We start from the raw sequence: 18,812 nt of genomic DNA on the forward strand, positions 1-18,812 counted from the left end.
CGAAGAAGAACGAAAGGGCCTCAGCTGATGAGCGTGAGCGAAGACACCGCGCAGGACGCGAGCTTCCAGCCGGACGGCGGAATCACGCGCCAGTTGCTGCGGATCACCACCGCGGGTTCGGTCGACGACGGCAAGAGCACGCTGATCGGGCGCCTGCTGCACGACACCGACAGCCTGCCGCTCGACCACTTGGAAGCCGTCACCGACGAAGAGGGCGTCGCCGACCTGGCCGCGTTGTCCGACGGTCTGCGCGCCGAACGCGAACAAGGCATCACGATCGACGTCGCGTACCGGTTCTTCTCCACCGCAACCCGCAGCTACATCCTGGCGGACACGCCCGGCCACGAGCGCTACACCCGCAACATGTTCACCGGCGCGTCCAACGCCCACGTCGCGATCCTGCTGGTCGATGCGCGTGCCGGCGTTCTGCGGCAGACCCGCCGGCATGCCCGAATCGCAAAACTGTTGGGTATCAAGCACTTTGTCGCGACCGTCAACAAGATCGACCTGGTCGACTTCGACGAGTCCCGGTTCACCGAAGTAGAGGCTGAGCTGCGGAAGTTGGGCAAGCGCCTCGGCGGGCTCGACATCACAGTGATCCCGATCGCCGCCAAGCACGGTGACAACGTGGTGCACCGTTCCGACCGCACGCCCTGGTACGACGGCCCAGCCCTGTTGGACTATCTTGAGGGCATCGAACTCGCTGCGCCGCAAGCGGAACCGGCCCGGTTGCGGTTGCCGATCCAGTGGGTCTCGCGGCCCACCGACGACCAGCGTCGCCGCTACACCGGACGGCTTGCCGCCGGCACACTCAGCGTCGGCGACCCGATCATCTCGCTGCCCGCCGGAACAGCGTCGACGGTCACGGCCCTGGACACCCTCGATGACGACCGCACGACGGGCGTTGCCCCCCTGTCGGTTTCGGTGGAGTTGGCCGATGACATCGACATCGGCCGCGGTGACGTGCTGGTCAGCGGGGCCGAGAACGCAGCGCATCCGGTATTGGCCCGTGAGCTGCACGCGAATGTCTGCTGGTTCGTCGACTCCCCGCTGCGGGCTGGTGACCGTTTGGCTCTCAAGCAGACCACCACCACCGTCCGGGCGACGGTGCAGGAGCTGCACTCGCGGCTTGATCCGGAGACGCTCGACGAAGTCGACAATCCAGTCGAGCTGGAGCTCAACGACATCGGCACCGTGACCCTGCGGACCAGTTCGGTCGTCATTGCCGACAGCTATCTCGACAACCGCGACAGCGGCGCATTCATCCTCATCGACGAAGTCACCAACGACACCATCGGCGCGGGCACCATCATCGAGGCCCGCGAGGTGAAGCCGGGCACCCACCCGCGCAGCGACATCCGTTGGCACCCATCGGCATTGGACCGCAGCCATCGCCAGCAAGCGACCGGACAAGCGGGCGCGACCATCTGGTTCACCGGCCTGCCCGCCTCCGGCAAGTCGACTGTCGCTGTCGCGGTCGAGCGAGCGCTGGTCGAGTCGGGCCGAGTCGCCTATCTGCTCGACGGCGACAACCTGCGCCACGGCCTGTCCGACGACCTGGGCTTCTCCCCTGGCGATCGCACCGAGAACATCAGGCGGGTGGGCCATTTGACCCGATTGCTTGCCGACGCGGGGGTGGTGGCGCTGGCTTCGCTGGTGTCACCGCTGAAGTCGGATCGGGAGACCGCGCGGGCGCTCAGCGACGCGGCCAAGTTGCCCTTCATCGAGGTGCACATCGCCACGTCGCTTGAGGAGTGCGAAAAGCGGGATCCCAAGGGCCTTTACAAGCGAGCCCGCGACGGTGAGCTGAAAGGCCTGACGGGTGTTGACGCACCCTACGAGCCGCCGGAAGACGCCGATCTGGTGCTCGACACCGCCGGCGCCGACACCGACGACCTAGCAGCGAAGGTCATCGCCCTGCTGGACGAGCGCAGCCCGCGCCCGTCGAGCTAGACCGCAACCTGTCGTTTCGAGTAGATCTCGGCGAGAAACTGCTCGACGGCGAGAGCGGAGTGACGCGCTCGTACCGAGCCGAAGATGTCGAAAGCGTGTTGCGCGAAGGGTAATTCGGCATAGGCGACCGGTTGGCGGCTGACTTCCTGCAGCCGCTTGCTGAACGCGCGGCCCTGTTCGACCGGTATCAACGAGTCGTTTGTCCCGTGCAGTACGAAAAACGGTGGCGCGTCCGGTGATATGTAGGTGATCGGTGAGGCCGCCTTGAAGGCTTCGATCAATTCCGGTCGGCGCAGCTTGAAGACGTACTTCCCCAGGATGGGTGCCATCAGCGTGTGAATGGCCTCTTTGCGGGTGAAGTCGTAGAGGCCGTAGAACGGGACAGCGGCCTGCACACTGGTGTCGGCGTCCTCGAAGCCGGGCTGAAACTGCGGGTCGTTGGCCGTCAGAGCCGCCAGCGCACTCAAGTGCCCACCAGCCGAGCCGCCGGTGATCGCCACCCAGTCCGGGTCGCCGCCGTATTCGGCAATGTGTTCCTTGGTCCAGGCCAGCGCACGCTTGACGTCGATGATCTGGTCCGGCCAGGTCGAGCGCGGGCTGAGCCGGTAGTTGATCGCGACGCACACCCAGCCCAGCTCGGCGAGGTGGCTCATCAGCGGATAGGCCTGCTGCCGTTTGCTGCCGACCATCCATGCGCCGCCCGGAACCTGCAGCAGCACAGGCGCTTTCCCGCCGCGGTCCAGGTCGGGCCGCCGCCAGATGTCGAGGTGGTTTCGCGCGCCGTGCTCGCCGTAGCTGATGTCGGTGTCATGCGCGTAGTTGCCGTAGATGCGGGCCATCCGGACCACCCCGGGCGCTTTAGCCGTGCCTGCACCGTCCGGCCGCTTCCACAGATCGGCCGACTTGGTGCGGCGCTTGGGTCCCAGTCCGGCCTCGAGCGCGGCGGTCAGCGGCTGGTTCGACTGGTGGCCGATGCGGTTCAGACCGAACAGGCCCAGCCAGGACAACGCCGAGACCAGCCAACTGAACCGCCGCGCCTCGAACGGGAGCTTGCGGGTCACGGCCACCAGAAGCGCGAATTGCGCGGCGATGACCTGAAGGGGCAACTCGGTGGCGAACACCCCGAAGGAGAACGCATACATCGACAGGTAACCGCGTCTGCTCACCGGTCGATAGCCGTTGGCGGTGGCCGCGAGGCCGGCCAGCGAGGCCAGCACGGCTGAGAATTTCTTCACGGGCACCACTAAACCACAGCCCATTTCTTCAACTGAAACCACTTGCGTCACTTCAGTTTCGCTGCGGTCCGTGTGGGCTTGATCCACAGTCGCAGGTTTATCCACAATCGGGTTCGGGTGGGGTGCTTCTGTCGGTGGCCGTCGTTACTCTTCGAACATGCGTTCTAGTAGTCGCGAGGAGGTCGTCGAGGTCCTCGACGCGCTCGACGCCGCCTACAAACGCGCCCTGGACCTCACGTTCAACGCGCTGACCACCCCTGAACGGCTCAGGGTGCTGGAGCGGTTTGAGGGGTTTCGCCGCGCCCAGCCCGCCGTCGAGCATGCGTTGATCAACGAGCTGGCTGTTGTCGAGCCGGCCGTGCTGGGTGGGAAGTTGGCGCCGGTGCTGGCCAACCGGTTACGGATCAGCCGTAGTGAGGCCTCGCGACGCGTCCACGAAGCCGCGGACTTGGGTGCGCGGCGCGCGCTCAACGGTGAGGCTTTAGCGCCGGTCCTTGCGGCGACGGCGGCCGCGCAACGCAACGGCGACCTCGGTGCTGGGCATGTCAGTGTGATTCGCAGTTTCTGGCATCGGATCCCCGACTTCGTCGATGTGGATACCCGCGCGAAGGCGGAGGCGCAGCTGGCCCGGCTCAGTCTGGAGCACCGCCCCGATGAGTTGGCCAAACTGGCCGACACCCTGACCGACTGCCTCAACCCTGACGGTGACTTCACCGACACCGACCGCGCCCGGCGTCGCGGGGTGACGATTGGTCAGCAGGACATCGACGGGATGTCCCCGATCAGCGGCTGGCTCACCCCCGAAGCCCGCGCCACCCTCGACGCGGTGTTCGCGAAGTTGGCCGCACCCGGGATGTGCAACCCCGCCGACGACACACCCTGCATCAGCGGCACCCCATCCCAAGCCGCCATCCAGGGCGACACCCGCACCGCCGGCCAGCGCCACCACGACGCACTCGTCGCCGCCGCCCGCGCACTGCTGGCGTCGGGGGAGTTGGGTCAGCACAACGGGCTGCCCACCTCGATCATCGTCACCACCACCTTGCAGGAGTTGGAAGCCGGCGCCGGCCGCGGCCTCACCAGCGGCGGCACCCTGCTGCCGATGTCGGATGTGATCCGGCTGGCCTCCCACGCCCACCACTACCTGGCCATCTTCAACCACGGCAAAGCACTCGCGCTGTATCACACCAAACGGCTGGCCTCCCCAGCCCAGCGGATTGTGTTGCACGCCAGAGATCGTGGCTGCACGTTTCCCGGCTGCACCGTGCCGGCCTACCTGTGCGAGGTCCACCACAACAACCCCTACCGCACCCACCCCGAAACCGACGTCAACACCATGAGCCTGACCTGCGGCCCCAACCACGACCTCACCGAGAAGGGCTGGACCACCCGCAACAACACCCACGGCCAAACCGAATGGATCCCACCACCCCACCTCGACCACGGCCAACCCCGCACCAACACCTACCACCACCCCGAAAAACTCCTCCGAGACGACGACGACGAAGCACCCTGACTCTTGCCGGTGCGCGCGCGGCGGGATTAGCGTGCCGGTATGACCCAGCGCCGGGATCCACGGATTGTCATTGTCGGCGCCGGGATGTCCGGGATCGCCGCCGCTCATGTACTGAGGCAGGCCGGATTTCACAACTTCACCATTTTGGAGAAAGGCTCGGACGTCGGTGGTGTCTGGCATTGGAACCGCTACCCCGGGTTGCGATGCGACGTGCCGTCCTACGGATACCAGTTCGCGTTCGCACCCAAGCCGGACTGGAGCCACGTCTGGGCGACCGGCGACGAGATTCAGCGTTATCACCGCGACCTGGTCGACGAGCTGCAGCTGAAGGCCCACCTCCGGCTCGACTGTGAAGTCACCGAGGCGGTGTACGCCGACGACCGATGGCAGGTGCGCACCGCCGCCGGCGATGAGATCGATGCGGATTTCGTGATCGCGGCGACCGGGGTTCTGCATCATCCGTCAATTCCCGACATTCCCGGCCTCGCATCGTTCGGCGGTCCGGTGGTGCACACCGCGCGCTGGACGGACTTCGACACCCACGGCAAGAGAATCGCGGTCATCGGTTCGGGATCGACTGGGGTGCAGGTGTTTTCCGCACTGCAGCCCGACGCGGCGCACATCACCCACTTCGTCCGCACCCCGCAATGGGTGATGTGGATGCCGATGCGCATGCCGCAACCACGCTTCGTCGGCCGGATACTGCGCCGCCTGCCCAAGCAGGACAAGACGGTGAGGCTGTCCCAGTTCATCGGTTCCGACTACCTGGTCGACCTCGTCATCCGGCCGACCTGGCGACGCCGGGCCGCCCAGCGTTACGGACGGATCTGCCTACGAACCCTGGTGCGGGACAAGAAACTTCGCGCCCGGTTGACGCCTGACTACCAGCCGTTCTGCAAACGCCAAGTACTGTCCGGCGACTACTACCGCCGGATCACCAGGCCGAACGCCAGCTTCGTCACCGACCCGATCGCCGAGATCACCGAGACGGGTGTGCGCACCGGCGACGGCGTCCACCACGACCTCGACGCGATCGTGCTCGCCACCGGCTTCGAGGCTCACAATTACATGCGGCCGATGACGCTGCGCGGGCGGGACGGCCTGTCGATCGACGACGCCTGGGCCAAGGGCCCCGCGCCTGGGGTATGACCGCGATCCCCGGCTTCCCCAACCTGTTCATGGTGCTCGGCCCCAACTCGCCAACCGGCTCGATCTCGCTGCAGCACACCGCCGAGTTGACCGCGCGCTACATCATCAAGTGGCTGAACCGCTTTCGCGATGGTGAAATCAGCGCCGTCGAAGTGACCGACGAGGCCACCGACCGCTTCGCCGACGACATCGCCGAGGGAATGGTCCCGACGGTGTGGAACACCGGCTGCAATTCCTGGTATTTCGCCGACGACACCAACATCGACCTGTGGCCTTTCGACCGCAAGCGCCTCACCCGCATGCTCACTGCGCCGAACGACGACGACTACATACTCACGCCTTGAGGATTCTCACCCCGTAGCGGGCTAAGAATCCTCGGGGGTCTCGATCACCGCGTACTGCGGATCATCCATCGACACCTGCTTGTTGCCGCTCTGGCTTGCTTTCCCGGTCACGCGCAAGACCTGGCCCGGCGCAATGTCGTCACCGCTCCCGGGCTGGAACGTGACGCGGACCTCGCCGCTGTCATCGCCGACCACGATCCAGCGAAACGTCTTGCCCCGCTTGGTGATGTCTTCGACCTGACTGACGCGGCCCTCGACAGTGGCGCGTCGGCCCGGAACCAGGCTGCCCACCTCGATCACCGCCGGCGACTTCTCCGGATGCTCGTAGACATCGGCGGGCTCCTCCTCGCCCCGCCAGATCCGCATCTCGATTTCCTCGATCTTGGTGGCGATGCGTTGCTCCAAGATGTCGGGGAATGCCTGCCGGATCCGGGACTGGACGTCGTAGGGAACGATGGTGGCCGCCGCGTCCGGCACCCGGCTGACCGCGCGGGAGATCCTGTCCGCGGTCTGGTCGTGCAGCAGCCGGCCCAGCAGCGGCGCGTAGGTCCGTCGCGGCAGCAGCACCGTCACATGGGTGTCGCGACGTTCGTTGCGGCACTTGACCACCAGCATCTGCACGGCCCGCACGATTTGGCGGTCGGGGCAGTCGATCACCCGCAGGCGGGTGTCGAGATCGAAGTCGTCCCACTTGTCCCGCAGCACCGCTGCGTGATCGGAGTCGATCATGAAGTGCACCGCGACCAGTTCGTCGGCACGCAAACCCTTGCCGTAACGCAGCGCTTCGAGCACCGCGAGGTCCAGTGAGTTCACGCAGACGAACACGCTGTGCCGCGCGTATTTGGTCAGCTTCGGGCGGTCGTTGCGGAATCCCTCGAGAATCGCCGACTCGGCGCGGTATTCGCGGTTGAGCCGGATCAGCCCGAACACCAGGATCGGGAAGACGATCACCACCAGCCAGGCGCCTTCGGTGAACTTGGCCACCGCAAAGATTCCGACCACGATCGTCGAGAGCACCGCCGCGGTGAAGTTGATCGCCAGCCGGTACTGCCAGCCCCGTTCGCGTTCGGTGAGATGGTGTTTCGACATCCCGTAACCGGCCATCGAGAATCCGGTGAAGACCCCGATCGCATAGAACGGCACCAGCGCGTTGACCGACCCGCCGGTGAACACCAGCAGCGCCACCGACAACGTCGCCAGCGTGATGATGCCGTTGGAGAACACCAGCCGGTACCCGCGCTGCATCAACTGACGCGGCAGAAAGCGGTCCTCGGCAACGAAACTCGCCAATGCGGGAAAGCCGTTGAAGCTGGTGTTGGCGCCGGTGTACAGGATCGCCGCGGTGGCGACCTGCACCAGGACGTACATGCTGTCGCCGATGACGCCGTTGCCGAACACCGCGCGAGCGATCTGGGACAGCACCGACGGGTACTCGGACAGGTACGGCGCGGCGTGCGTCGCGTAGGCGAGATAGCCGACCCCGGCCAGCAGCAACCCGAGAATGCAGGCCATCGTCGTGAGCACCCGCCGCGCGTTGACACTCTGCGGCTTGCGAAACACGTTGACGGTGTTGGAGATCGCCTCGACACCGGTCAGCGACGAACCACCGTTGGCGAACGCGCGCAGCAACACCAGCACCGTCGCACCCATCACCAGCCCGCCGCTGCCCTGATGAACCGGCACCGCCCCGGCGGCATGCCCCGGGTCGTACTGCGGCAGGCCCCAGACCAGCTGACGCACAACGCCCGTCACGATCATCACCACGACCATGACGACGAAGAAATAGGTGGCGAACGCGAAAGGTTTTCCCGCTTCCCGTAATCCGCGCAGATTGGCATAACAGATCAACAGCACGACGGTGACGGTGATCCCGAGGCTGTAAGGCCCGAGAGCCGGCAGCGCGGAGGCCACCGCGACGGTGCCCGCGGCGGATTGCACTGCGACGGTGACGATGTAGTCGATCAGCAACGCCGCGGCGGCGACCTGAGCCACCTTGGGCCCGAAGTTCTCCCGCGCCACGATGTAAGAACCGCCGGCCTTGGTGTAGGCCATCACCACCTGCCGGTAGGACGCGGTCACCAGCAGCAGGATCAGCAGGATCACACCCATGATGGGCAACAGCAGCACGAACGCGGCCAGCCCGGCATGCGGCAGCAATTCGGTCAGGATCTGCTCGGGGCCGTACGCGGTGGACGAGATCGCGTCAGGCGAAAGTGCGCCCAGCGCTACAGGATTAGAGAGCCGCTCACCCGACAGCTCGTTGGTGATCAGCGGCTTGCCCAGGAAGACGCGCTTGCACACGTCTAGAAATGACGGGGGTACCTGCCGTTCGTCGTCCGCTGACGCTGCCACGACCCGTCCGGCCGGTTCTACGCTTGACCAGCCGGCGCCAGGGCGTCGGGATCAACCCGTGCGATCCGCGACTCGACGTCATACGGCACGATGATCGCGGTCGCGCCCGGGATACGGCTGACGGCCCTGGCCATCTTGTCGGCGGTGCGGTCGTGCAGCAGCCGGCCCAGCATGGCGGAGTAGGTACGACGCGGCAGTAGCACCGTCACCTTGGTCTCGGGATGGTTCTGCTTCACCTGCAGAACGAACTCTTGGGCAACCCGGCTCAAATTGCGGTCCGGACAATCGATCACGCGCAACTGGGTGTCGTGCTCGAAATGCTGCCAGCGGTCCTGCAACTTGCCGGAGTGCTCGGCGTCGACGACGAAGTGCACCGCGAGCAGCTCGTCGGCATGCAGACCCTTGCCGTAACGCAGCGCCTCGACCTCGGCCAGGTCGACCGAGTCGACGAAGACGAAGACCCGCAACCGCGCGTACTTGGCCAGCTCGGGCCGCTCGGTGCGCGACATCTCCAGCACCGAGGCCTCGGCCCGGTACTGCCTGTTGAGCCGGATCAAGGCGTACACCAGGATCGGGAAGACGATCACCACCAGCCAGGCACCCTCGGTGAACTTGGCCACCACGAAGATGCCCACCACCACCGTCGACATCAGGCCTGCGGAGAAGTTGACGGCAACCTTGCGTTGCCAGCCCGGCCCCCGGCGGGTGTAGTGATGCTTGGCCATACCGAAACCGGCCATCGCGAACGCGGTGAACACGCCGATGGCGAAGAACGGCACCAGCGCGCTGAGCTTGGCGCGGGTCACCAGTAGCAAGGCCACCGCGATCGCGGTCAGCGTGATGATGCCGTTGGAGAACACCAGCCGGTGACCGCGCTTGGTGAGCGGGCGCGGCAGGAAGCGGTCCTCGGCGACGAAACTCGCCAGCGCCGGGAATCCGTTGAACCCGGTGTTGGCGCCGGCGAACAGGATTGCGGCGCTCGAGGCCTGCACCGAGAAGTACAGGACATTGCCGAGCACACCGTGACCGAAGACCGTCCGGGCGATCTCCGAGAGCATCGACGGGTACTCGTCGAGGTACGGCGTGGCGTGGGTGATGTGGGCAAGCCAGGCGACACCGGCCAGCAGGACCGCCAAGATGCACGCCATCAAGGTCAGCACCCGGCGGGCGTTGGCGCCCTGCGGCTCCCGAAAAACGTTGACGGTGTTGGAGATCGCCTCGACACCGGTCAGCGACGTACCACCGTTGGCGAATGCGCGCAGCACGACGAGCACCGTCGCGCCCATCACCAGCCCGTTGCCCTGATGCACCGGCACCGCACCCTCGAGAGCGGCCGGGTTGTACTTCGGCAGTCCCCACAGGACTTCGCGAATTAGCCCGGTGACGATGGTCAGCAGCATCATGCCGACGAACCAGTAGGTGGTGACCGCGAAGATCCGGCCGGATTGCCGCAGCCCGCGCAGGTTCGCGATGCAGATCAGGACCAGTACGGCGATGGTGAGTTCCAGGTGGTACGGACGCAGCAAGGGGATCGCGGACACCACCGCGACCGTGCCTGCTGCGGGCTGAACGGCGGCGGTGACGACGTAGTCGATCAGCAACGCGGCGGCCGCGATCTGCGCGATCCGGGGCCCGAAGTTGTCCCGGGCCACCATGTAGGCCCCACCGGTGCGGGTGTAGGCCATCACGACACCGCGATACGACGCGGACACCAGCAACAGGATCACCAGGATGACGCCCATGATCGGCAGCAGCAGCGTGAAGGCAGCCATGCCCGCACGAGGCAGCAATTCGGTCATCACCTGCTCGGGACCGAAGGCGGTCGAGGAGATGGCGTCCGGCGCAATAGCGCCCAGCGCAATTGGATTCGACAACCGCTCGGACTCAAGTTGCTCGCTGGTCAGGGGCTTGCCGAGGAAGATCCGCTTCCAACCGTCACTGAACGACGGCGGGATGGTGGATTGCTGCTGAGATGGTGTAACCACGTGTCACTTTCCTCCGGAGTCGGTGACCTGTGGCAACACGTCATCCACGAAGGTCCGCTGCGGTCCGGGGCAACTCTAACGGATCAACCAGCAGGTCCGCTGACCTCGCGGATCCGGCGTCGGCCGAACCCGCCATCGCGATCCTGGTAGCGATGTCATAGGCGACAATCTGTGCACTTGCTCCGGGAATCCTGCTGATGACCTTGGCAATCTTGTCTGCCGTCCGGTCGTGCAACAGCCGGCCCAATAGCTGTGAGTACTCCCGGCGCGGCAGCAACACGGTGACCTTGGTGTGCGCCTGCTCGGCCATCAACTCCAGCACCAGGTTGTGGGCGCACCGGGCGAGGTTGCGATCGAAGCAGTCGACCATCCGCAACGTGGTGGAATGCCCGAATTCCAGCCATTCCCGCTCGAGCCGCTCCGCGTGCGCGGAATCCAGCACGAAGTGCACCGCGGTCAGATCGTCGGCCTTGAGTCCCTTCGCGTAGCGCACCGCCTCGACCTCGGCCAGATCGATCGAATCGACGAAGACCAGCACCCGGTGCCGCTGGTAGGTCTCCGACGCGGGCGGCACCGTGACCGACGTCTCCAGCACCGACGACTCGGCGCGGTACTGCCGGTTCACCCGCATCAGCGCGAACACCAGAATCGGGAAGACCACCACGACCAGCCAGGCTCCCTCGGTGAACTTGGCGATCGCGAAGATCAGCACCACGACCGTCGACAGGATGCCCGCCGACAGGTTGATCACCAGCTTGTGCCGCCAGCCGGGCCCGCGGTGGGTGATCCAGTGCTTGGTCATGCCGTAGCCGGCCATCGAGAAGCCGGTGAACACCCCGATCGCGTAGAACGGCACCAACGCGTTGAGCGAGCCGCCGGTGCCGATCAGCAGTGCCACCGCCAGCACGGTCAGCGTGATGATGCCGTTGGAGAACACCAGTCGCTGGCCCCGCTTCATCAGCGGGCGCGGCAGGAAGCTGTCCTCGGCGACGAAGCTCGTCAGCGCCGGGAATCCGTTGAAGCTGGTGTTGCCGCCGGTATAGAGGACCAGCGCGGTGGCCGCCTGCACCACAAAGTAGAAGACCTTGCCGACCACCCCGTCCCCGAACACTGCTCTGGCGATCTCGCTCAGCATCGACGGGTAGCCCGAGGCATAGGGGAAGGCGTGTGTCACGTGGGCCAGCCAGGCGACTCCGGCCAGCAGGAACGCGAGGATGCAAGCCATGACCACCAGCACCTTGCGAGCGTTGACACTCTCCGGCGGCCGAAATGCGTTGACCGTATTGGAGATCGCCTCAACACCGGTCAGCGACGATCCGCCGTTTGCGAAGGCCCTCAGCACGATCAGCACCGTGGCGCCCATGATCAGCCCGCTACCGTGTTGGACCGGCACCGCGCCGTCGGTGTGGGCCGGGTCGTAAACCGGTAATCCGCCCAGGAATTCGCGAATGATTCCGACCACGATTGTCAGTCCGACCATGCCGACAAACAAATATGTCGGCAGCGCGAACGGAAGTCCGGCCTCCCGCAATCCGCGCAGGTTGGCAAAGCACATCAACAGAACAACGCCGACGGTGATTTCCAGGCTGTAGGGCCCGAGAGCGGGGATCGCCGAAGCCACCGCCACCGTCCCAGCCGCACACTGCACGGCCACCGTGACGACGTAATCGATCAGCAGCGAGGCCGCAGCGATCTGCGCGATCTTGGGACCGAAGTTTTCGCGAGCGACCACATACGATCCACCGGCCCGGGTGTAGACGCTCACAACTTGGCGGTAGGACGCCGCCACCAACACGAGGATCAGCAGAATGACGCCGGTGATCGGGAGCAGAAGCGCAAAGGCCGCCATCCCGGCCGCCGGGAGCAGTTCGATCATCACCTGCTCGGAGCCGTAGGCGGTCGAGGAGATCGCGTCGGGCGACAACACACCGAGCGCGATGGGGTTGGACAGCCGCTCGTGCTGGAGCTGGTCGTTGATCATCGGCCTACCGAGGAAGGCCCGCTTACACCGTTCGGAAAACGACGGCGATATTCGTAGCTCGTCGGCTAGTTGTGACATAGCAAATACCTCGCGGATTTTCCGGGATTTCCACCAAAACGGCTTTGGACTCGACGGAGCCTACGGTCGTCGGCTGGAATTCGCCTGCCAGAAACCGCGAATCGCGGGCTCCCGCAAACGTTCCTTACGGAATCTTGATGGCTGGTGGCGCGCGCTAGCCAGTCGTGAGTGTCGAGGGCTGGGGATAGCCGGCAGTCAGCGCCCCGTCAGCAAGCTCGTCGAAGCGCTCGAGGCCCTCGTCGAGATCGTCGTCGATGCCGCGCAGCGGCCCCGGATCGGCCAGGTAGCGCCGGGCATACAGCCGGGCCACCAGCGCCTTGCGATCGCTGCCGTAGCTCGCCCGTTCCCAGGCGGCTTGCTCGGTGAGCAGGGCACCGGCGTAGACGTCGCCCATGAACACCGAGAGGGGGAACAGCCGGGCCTCGGCCACGTCGGCGGGCAACTTGGTCCAGGCCGTGATCGCTGCTTCGAGGTCGTCGATGCGCCCGCGCACCAGTCCGGTGGTGGCGTCGGAGTCGTCCGACGCCGAGACCGCGTCGCGCAACCGTTCCAGCAGTTGCTGATGCGCGCCGATTCGCTCGATGCCACGCCGGACGTCCAGGCACAGGATGTTGTCGGCGCCCTCCCAGATCGTGTTGACTTGGGCATCACGCAAAAGCCTTGCCACTGGCCAGGTTTCGATGTAGCCATTGCCACCGTGGATCTCGATGGCGTCGGAGGCCAGGGTGATGCCCAGCCGACACACCTTGAGCTTGGTCACCGGGATGGCGATGCGCTGGCGGATCGACCGGGCCTGAACGTGGTTGGGAAATCCGACACCGTCGAATACCAGCGCCTGGGCGGCCTCGACGTCGACGATCATCTCGGCGAGCTTGCGGCGCATCAGCGGCTTGTCGATCAGCCGGCCGCCGAACGCCTCACGCTGGCGCGCGTAGCACAGCGACTCGACCAGGGCACGGCGCGAATTACCCAGGGCGAACAGGGCGATGCCGAGTCGGGCGGCGTTGGTCAGCTCCATCATCCGGCCCAGGCCCTTGCCGTCCGACGGCTGCGAGTTCGAGCCGGGCTCTGATTTTTCGGGTTGACCGGACAACAGGAAGGCCTCGGCGTCGACGAGCTCGATCTCGCCGGAGGCCACCGAGCGGGTGCCGAGCTTGTCCTTGAGCCGCCGGACCCGGACGCCGTTGCGGGAACCGTCGCGACGATTGCGCAACACCAGGAAGCTCGCCGCGCCACGGCTGGAGTCGGGGGCGCCCTCCGGCTTGGCCAGCACGACGAAAACCTGGCCGTCGCAGTTGGACGCGAACCACTTGAAGCCGTTCAGCAGCCAGGCTCCGTCGTTGTCGCCGCTGTCGCGTCGAGCGGTGGTCTCCAGCGCGCCGAGGTCGGAGCCGCCGGCCCGCTCGGTCAGCAGCTGCGCGGTCTCGCCCTCCCATTCGCCGCTGGCGAACTTGGCCAGCACGTGGTCCCGGATGTCGGCCGGGGCATACGCCGCAACCAGCGCCTTGACCATGCCGCCACCGGTGCCGAGCGCACAGCCCATTCCGATGTCGGCCTGATCGAGCAGATAGTTGGCGGCGAACAGCGGCATCGACGACCTGAACCCGGCCTGACGCGCGTCGTCCTTGAGCGCCTTCTGCGCGGCCAGCACCGCGCGCTTGGACTCGACGAACGACGGCGGCTGGATCACCTCGCTGACGTCGTGGCCCCAGCGGTCGTAGCGCTCCAGCCGGGCCGGGTTGCGGTCGGTCTGTTCGGCCCACCGGGCCACCGGCCCGCCCATCAGCGCGCCGATCTCGCGCAGATGTGGCTCGGCAACCGCCAATTCGTCGGGGTGCAGGTAGTAGGCCATCGTCCGCTGCAGGGTGGGGTCGCTGTCGTACCAGTTGAGGCCGACGGCTCCGCGGTAGTTCTCGGTCCGGTAGCGCTCCGACTTCTCCGGGGTGTTGAACGGTAACCGGTCGACTGCCTCGGGTGCGTAGTCGGGCATGCCGCTCCTTCAGTCCTCGAGACGCTCGACCGCCGCGGCGATCCGTTCGTCGGTTGCGGTCAGCGCCACCCGCACGTGCCGGGCGCCCCGCGAGCCGTAGAACTCGCCGGGCGCTGCGCGGATGCCACGTTCGGCGAGCCAGCCGACGGTGTCGCGGCACGGCTCGCCGCGGGTGACCCACAGATACAGGCCGGCCTCGGAGTGGTCGACGGTGAAGCCGGCCGACTGGAACGCGGGCAGCAGCACATCGCGGCGCCGCCGGTAGCGCTCCCGCTGCTCGGTTTCGTGGTCGTCGTCGTCCAGGGCGGCCACCATGGCCGCCTGCACCGGCCGCGACACCATCATCCCGGCGTGTTTGCGCACCGCCAGCAGCTCGCCGACCAGCTCCGGATCGCCGGCGACGAATCCGGCGCGGTAGCCGGCCAACGACGAACTCTTGGACAGCGAATGCACCGCCAGCAGGCCGGTGTGGTCGCCGTCGGACACCGACGGGTGCAGCACCGACACCGGCTCGGCGTCCCAGCCGAGGCCCAGGTAGCACTCGTCGGAGGCCACGATCACGCCGCGTTCGCGGGCCCAGCCGACCAGCTTGCGCAGATGGTCCACACCGAGCACCTGCCCGGTCGGGTTACTCGGGGAGTTCACGAACAGCAGCGCGGGGGCCTGCGGGCCGATCTGGGTCAGCGAGTCCGCGACGAGCACCCGCGCGCCGGCCAGACGGGCACCGACGTCGTAGGTCGGATAGGCCAATTCGGGCACCACGACGAGGTCGTCGGGACCCACGCCCAGCAGCGTCGGCAGCCAGGCGATCAGCTCTTTGGTGCCGATCACCGGCAGCACGGCCGACTCGGTCAACCCGGTGACGCCGTAGCGGCGGTCCAGCGCGGCGACCGCGGATTCGCGCAGCTGCGGAGTGCCGGCGGTGGTGGGGTATCCCGGCTCGGCGGCGGCCGAGGCGAGCGCGTCACGGATCAGCGGGGCTACCGGATCGACGGGGGTGCCGACCGAGAGGTCGACGATGCCGCCGGGGTGCGACTTGGCCAGCGCGGTCGCGTCGGCCAGGGTGTCCCAGGGGAACTCCGGCAGGGACGCCGACACTCGCCGGCGGTCAGTCGAGCGGGTCAGTCCTTCTCCTGCGGCGGAAGGTCCTTCACCGGTTGCGGGTCGTTGTCGGTCTGGCCGACTTTGGCTGCGCCGCCCGGAGATCCGAGCTCGGCGAAGAAGTCCGCGTTGATCTGGGTGTACTGGCTCCACTGCTCGGGGACGTCGTCCTCGTAGTAGATCGCCTCGACCGGGCAGACCGGCTCGCACGCACCGCAGTCGACGCACTCGTCCGGGTGGATGAACAACATCCGAGCGCCCTCGTAGATGCAGTCGACCGGGCACTCTTCGATACATGCCTTGTCTTTGAGATCAACGCAGGGTTCGGCGATCGTGTACGTCACAGACGTCTCCTCACGGTCTCCAGTGGCTGTCTGGCTGAGCCGGTAGGTGCTTGCCGCATTTCTCGGCAATACGTCCCGGCGGTGTGAATGTCTTGGTTACTGATACTAGACGTTGCATATACAACGCAAGTACCAGGTTGCTATGCGCGTCGGTGCACTGCAACTAGTTGCATAGGGCGCTTCGAAGTTCCTATGCTGCGCAGGTGGCACTACCCCACGCAATCCTGGTCTCACTCTGTGAGCAGTCCGGGTCCGGCTACGAGCTGACGCACCGGTTCGATCGCTCGATCGGCTACTTCTGGAGCGCTACCCACCAGCAGATCTACCGGACGCTGCGGACGATGGAAGCCGACGGGTGGGTGTCGGCGACAGTCGTCGCGCAGCAGGGGCGGCCGGACAAGAAGGTCTACACGGTCTCCGACGCCGGCCGCGCCGAGTTGGCCCGCTGGATCGCAGCGCCGATGGCCCGCGGCGGCGGGTCGCGCGAGCTTGCCGTCAAGCTGCGGGGCGCCGCGTTTGGCGACCGCGCCGCGCTGCGCGAGCAGGTCCTCGTCCTGCGCGCCGAGCGCGCCAGATTGCTGGACGCCTACCGGGGCTTCGAAAAGAAACAGTTTCCCGACCCGGCGTCGTTGCGCGACAGCGCATTACACCAATACCTTGTCTTGCGCGGCGGCATTCGCACCGAAGAAGGCACCGTCGACTGGCTCGACGAAGTGGCCACAGCCCTGGAGCAGGAGAACCGATGACCTATCCACACCTGTTGTCCCCGTTGGATCTTGGCTTCACTACGCTGCGCAACCGGGTGATCATGGGCTCGATGCACACCGGCCTGGAGGACCGCGCCCGCAACACCGACCGGCTCGCCGAGTACTTCGCCGAACGCGCACACGGCGGGGTCGGTCTGATCATCACCGGCGGTTACGCGCCCAACCGGACCGGATGGCTGTTGCCGTTCGCCTCGGACCTGACCTCGTCCTCGCAGGTCCGTCGGCATCGCAAGATCACCAGGGCCGTGCACGACGGTGGCGGCAAGATCCTGCTGCAGATTCTGCACGCCGGCCGCTACGCGTATCACCCGCTTTCGGTCAGCGCATCGTCGATCAAGGCGCCGATCAACCCGTTTCGTCCGCGCCGGCTTTCCTCCAGTGGCGTGCAGAGCACCATCGACGACTTCGCCCGCTGCGCGCAGCTGGCCCGCGAGGCGGGTTACGACGGCGTCGAGATCATGGGCAGCGAAGGGTATCTGCTCAACCAGTTCCTGGCGCCGCGAACCAACACCCGCAAGGACGGCTGGGGTGGCACCGCCGAGAAGCGCCGTCGCTTTCCGGTCGAAATCGTGCGGCGGGCCCGCGCCGCGACCGGCAACGACTTCATCATCTGCTATCGGATGTCGATGGCCGACTACGTCGAGGGCGGCCAGAGCTGGGACGACATCCTGGCGCTGGCAACCGAAGTCGAGGCTGCCGGCGCGACGATGATCAACTCCGGCTTCGGCTGGCACGAGGCTCGGGTGCCCACCATCGTCACCTCGGTGCCGAGCAACGCCTTCGTCGACATCAGCCACGCCGTCGCCGGGCACGTCGACATTCCGGTGGTGGCATCCAACCGGATCAACATGCCGCAGGCGGCCGAACAGATTCTGGCCGACACCCACGTGCAGCTGATTTCGATGGCCCGTCCGCTGCTGGCCGACCCGGAGTGGGTGCTCAAGGCGCAGGCCTCGCGGGCCGACGAGATCAACACCTGCATCGCCTGCAATCAGGCCTGCCTGGACCACGCATTCGTGCACAAGACGGTGTCCTGCCTGCTCAACCCCCGCGCGGGTCGCGAGACGCAGCTGGTGCTCGCACCGACCCGGCGAACCCGCTCGATCGCCGTCGTCGGCGCCGGCCCGGCCGGGCTTGCCGCCGCGGTCAATGCCGCCGCCCGCGGCCATCAGGTGACGCTGTTCGAGGCCAACGACTACATCGGCGGCCAGTTCGACATGGCACGTCGGATCCCGGGCAAAGAGGAGTTCAACGAGACCATCCGGTACTTCACGACGATGCTGCACACGAACGGCGTCGACGTGCGGCTCGGCGCGCGGGTGTCGGCCGCCGACCTCGCCGGCTTCGACCACGTGGTGCTGGCCACCGGCGTGACCCCACGGATCCCGGACATACCGGGCATCGACCATCCAATGGTGCTGACCTACGGCGAGGCCATCACCGGCGTCAAACCCCTCGGCAAGCGTGTTGCGGTAATCGGCGCCGGCGGAATCGGTTTCGACGTCAGCGAGTTCCTGGTCACGGACTCCTCGCCAACCCTGAACCTCAAAGACTGGAAGACCGAGTGGGGTGCAGCCGATCCCTGGGAGGCGCCCGGAGCCTTGATCACCCCGATTCCCGCCCCGCCGGCGCGAGAGGTTTACCTGCTGCAGCGCTCCAGCGGCGGCCAGGGCCGAAACCTCGGCAAGACGAGCGGGTGGGTGCACCGGGCTTCGCTGAAAGCCAAAGGTGTGCAACAGCTTTCCGGTGTGAACTACGAGCGGGTCAGCGATGCGGGCCTGCACATCAGCTTCGGTTCGAAGCACGAACGCCCGCAGCTGCTCGAGGTGGACAACGTCGTGGTCTGCGCCGGCCAGGAGCCGGTACGCGACCTCGAGGACGAACTGCGCGGCGCCGGAGTCGATCCGCACATCATCGGCGGGGCCGCCGTCGCCGCGGAGCTGGATGCCAAGCGCGCGATCAAGCAGGGCACCGAGCTGGCCGCCCGGCTCTGATTACTCGCCGAACGTGAAGTTGG

General features: G+C 66.4%; 9 protein-coding genes and 3 pseudogenes. 5 read left to right on the plus strand and 7 right to left on the minus strand.

The window, feature by feature from the left end:
• The first annotated feature begins 27 nt into the window (after positions 1-27).
• On the plus strand, positions 28-1,953 hold the full coding sequence (cysC, locus tag CYU59_RS05965; RefSeq protein ID WP_292980287.1) for an adenylyl-sulfate kinase: 1,926 nt from the start codon (positions 28-30) through the stop codon (positions 1,951-1,953).
• Here cysC and CYU59_RS05970 read toward each other — a convergent pair.
• Positions 1,950-3,212, minus strand: coding sequence for an alpha/beta hydrolase (locus CYU59_RS05970; RefSeq protein WP_292980462.1), 1,263 nt, complete (start codon positions 3,210-3,212; stop codon positions 1,950-1,952). The genes cysC and CYU59_RS05970 overlap by 4 nt on opposite strands.
• Positions 3,213-3,345: 133 nt before the next feature.
• Between CYU59_RS05970 and CYU59_RS05975 the strand changes: the two genes are divergently transcribed.
• On the plus strand, positions 3,346-4,704 hold the full coding sequence (locus tag CYU59_RS05975) for an HNH endonuclease signature motif containing protein (RefSeq protein WP_292980290.1): 1,359 nt from the start codon (positions 3,346-3,348) through the stop codon (positions 4,702-4,704).
• Between the two features lie 39 nt (positions 4,705-4,743).
• Positions 4,744-6,197 (plus strand): annotated as a pseudogene (locus tag CYU59_RS05980) (NAD(P)/FAD-dependent oxidoreductase).
• A 21-nt stretch (positions 6,198-6,218) separates the two neighbouring features.
• Here CYU59_RS05980 and CYU59_RS05985 read toward each other — a convergent pair.
• The 6 genes and pseudogenes from CYU59_RS05985 to fdxA form a co-directional block, all read right to left on the minus strand.
• Positions 6,219-8,549, minus strand: a complete 2,331-nt coding sequence (locus tag CYU59_RS05985) for an amino acid permease (protein ID WP_292980293.1) — start codon at positions 8,547-8,549, stop codon at positions 6,219-6,221.
• 62 nt (positions 8,550-8,611) lie between these two features.
• Positions 8,612-10,534, minus strand: a pseudogene (locus tag CYU59_RS05990) (APC family permease); the annotation flags it as partial.
• 139 nt (positions 10,535-10,673) lie between these two features.
• Positions 10,674-12,593: pseudogene (locus tag CYU59_RS05995) on the minus strand (APC family permease); the annotation flags it as partial.
• A gap of 154 nt (positions 12,594-12,747) precedes the next feature.
• On the minus strand, positions 12,748-14,583 hold the full coding sequence (locus CYU59_RS06000) for an acyl-CoA dehydrogenase family protein (RefSeq protein ID WP_292980298.1): 1,836 nt from the start codon (positions 14,581-14,583) through the stop codon (positions 12,748-12,750).
• A gap of 9 nt (positions 14,584-14,592) precedes the next feature.
• Entirely contained in the window at positions 14,593-15,681 is a 1,089-nt protein-coding gene (gene dapC, locus CYU59_RS06005; protein WP_292980301.1) for a succinyldiaminopimelate transaminase, read from the minus strand.
• Between the two features lie 23 nt (positions 15,682-15,704).
• Complete coding sequence (fdxA, locus tag CYU59_RS06010; RefSeq protein WP_292980304.1) at positions 15,705-16,028, minus strand: ferredoxin; 324 nt, start codon at positions 16,026-16,028, stop codon at positions 15,705-15,707.
• Between the two features lie 203 nt (positions 16,029-16,231).
• Between fdxA and CYU59_RS06015 the strand changes: the two genes are divergently transcribed.
• Positions 16,232-16,774, plus strand: a complete 543-nt coding sequence (locus tag CYU59_RS06015; RefSeq protein WP_292980307.1) for a PadR family transcriptional regulator — start codon at positions 16,232-16,234, stop codon at positions 16,772-16,774.
• A complete protein-coding gene (locus tag CYU59_RS06020; protein ID WP_292980309.1) occupies positions 16,771-18,789 on the plus strand; it encodes an NADPH-dependent 2,4-dienoyl-CoA reductase in 2,019 nt (672 codons plus the stop codon). Before CYU59_RS06015 ends, CYU59_RS06020 begins: the two co-directional genes overlap by 4 nt.
• The last annotated feature ends 23 nt before the right edge of the window (positions 18,790-18,812 follow it).

The organism is Mycobacterium sp. (assembly GCF_002863225.1).
Taxonomy (GTDB): Bacteria; Actinomycetota; Actinomycetes; order Mycobacteriales; family Mycobacteriaceae; genus Mycobacterium.

Coding starts and splice junctions, on each gene's coding strand:
- cysC (WP_292980287.1), top strand. CDS start 28: ATGAGCGTGAGCGAAGACACCGCGCAGGACGCGAGCTTCCAGCCGGAC.
- CYU59_RS05970 (WP_292980462.1), bottom strand. CDS start 3,212: ATGGGCTGTGGTTTAGTGGTGCCCGTGAAGAAATTCTCAGCCGTGCTG.
- CYU59_RS05975 (WP_292980290.1), top strand. CDS start 3,346: ATGCGTTCTAGTAGTCGCGAGGAGGTCGTCGAGGTCCTCGACGCGCTC.
- CYU59_RS06000 (WP_292980298.1), bottom strand. CDS start 14,583: ATGCCCGACTACGCACCCGAGGCAGTCGACCGGTTACCGTTCAACACC.
- CYU59_RS06020 (WP_292980309.1), top strand. CDS start 16,771: ATGACCTATCCACACCTGTTGTCCCCGTTGGATCTTGGCTTCACTACG.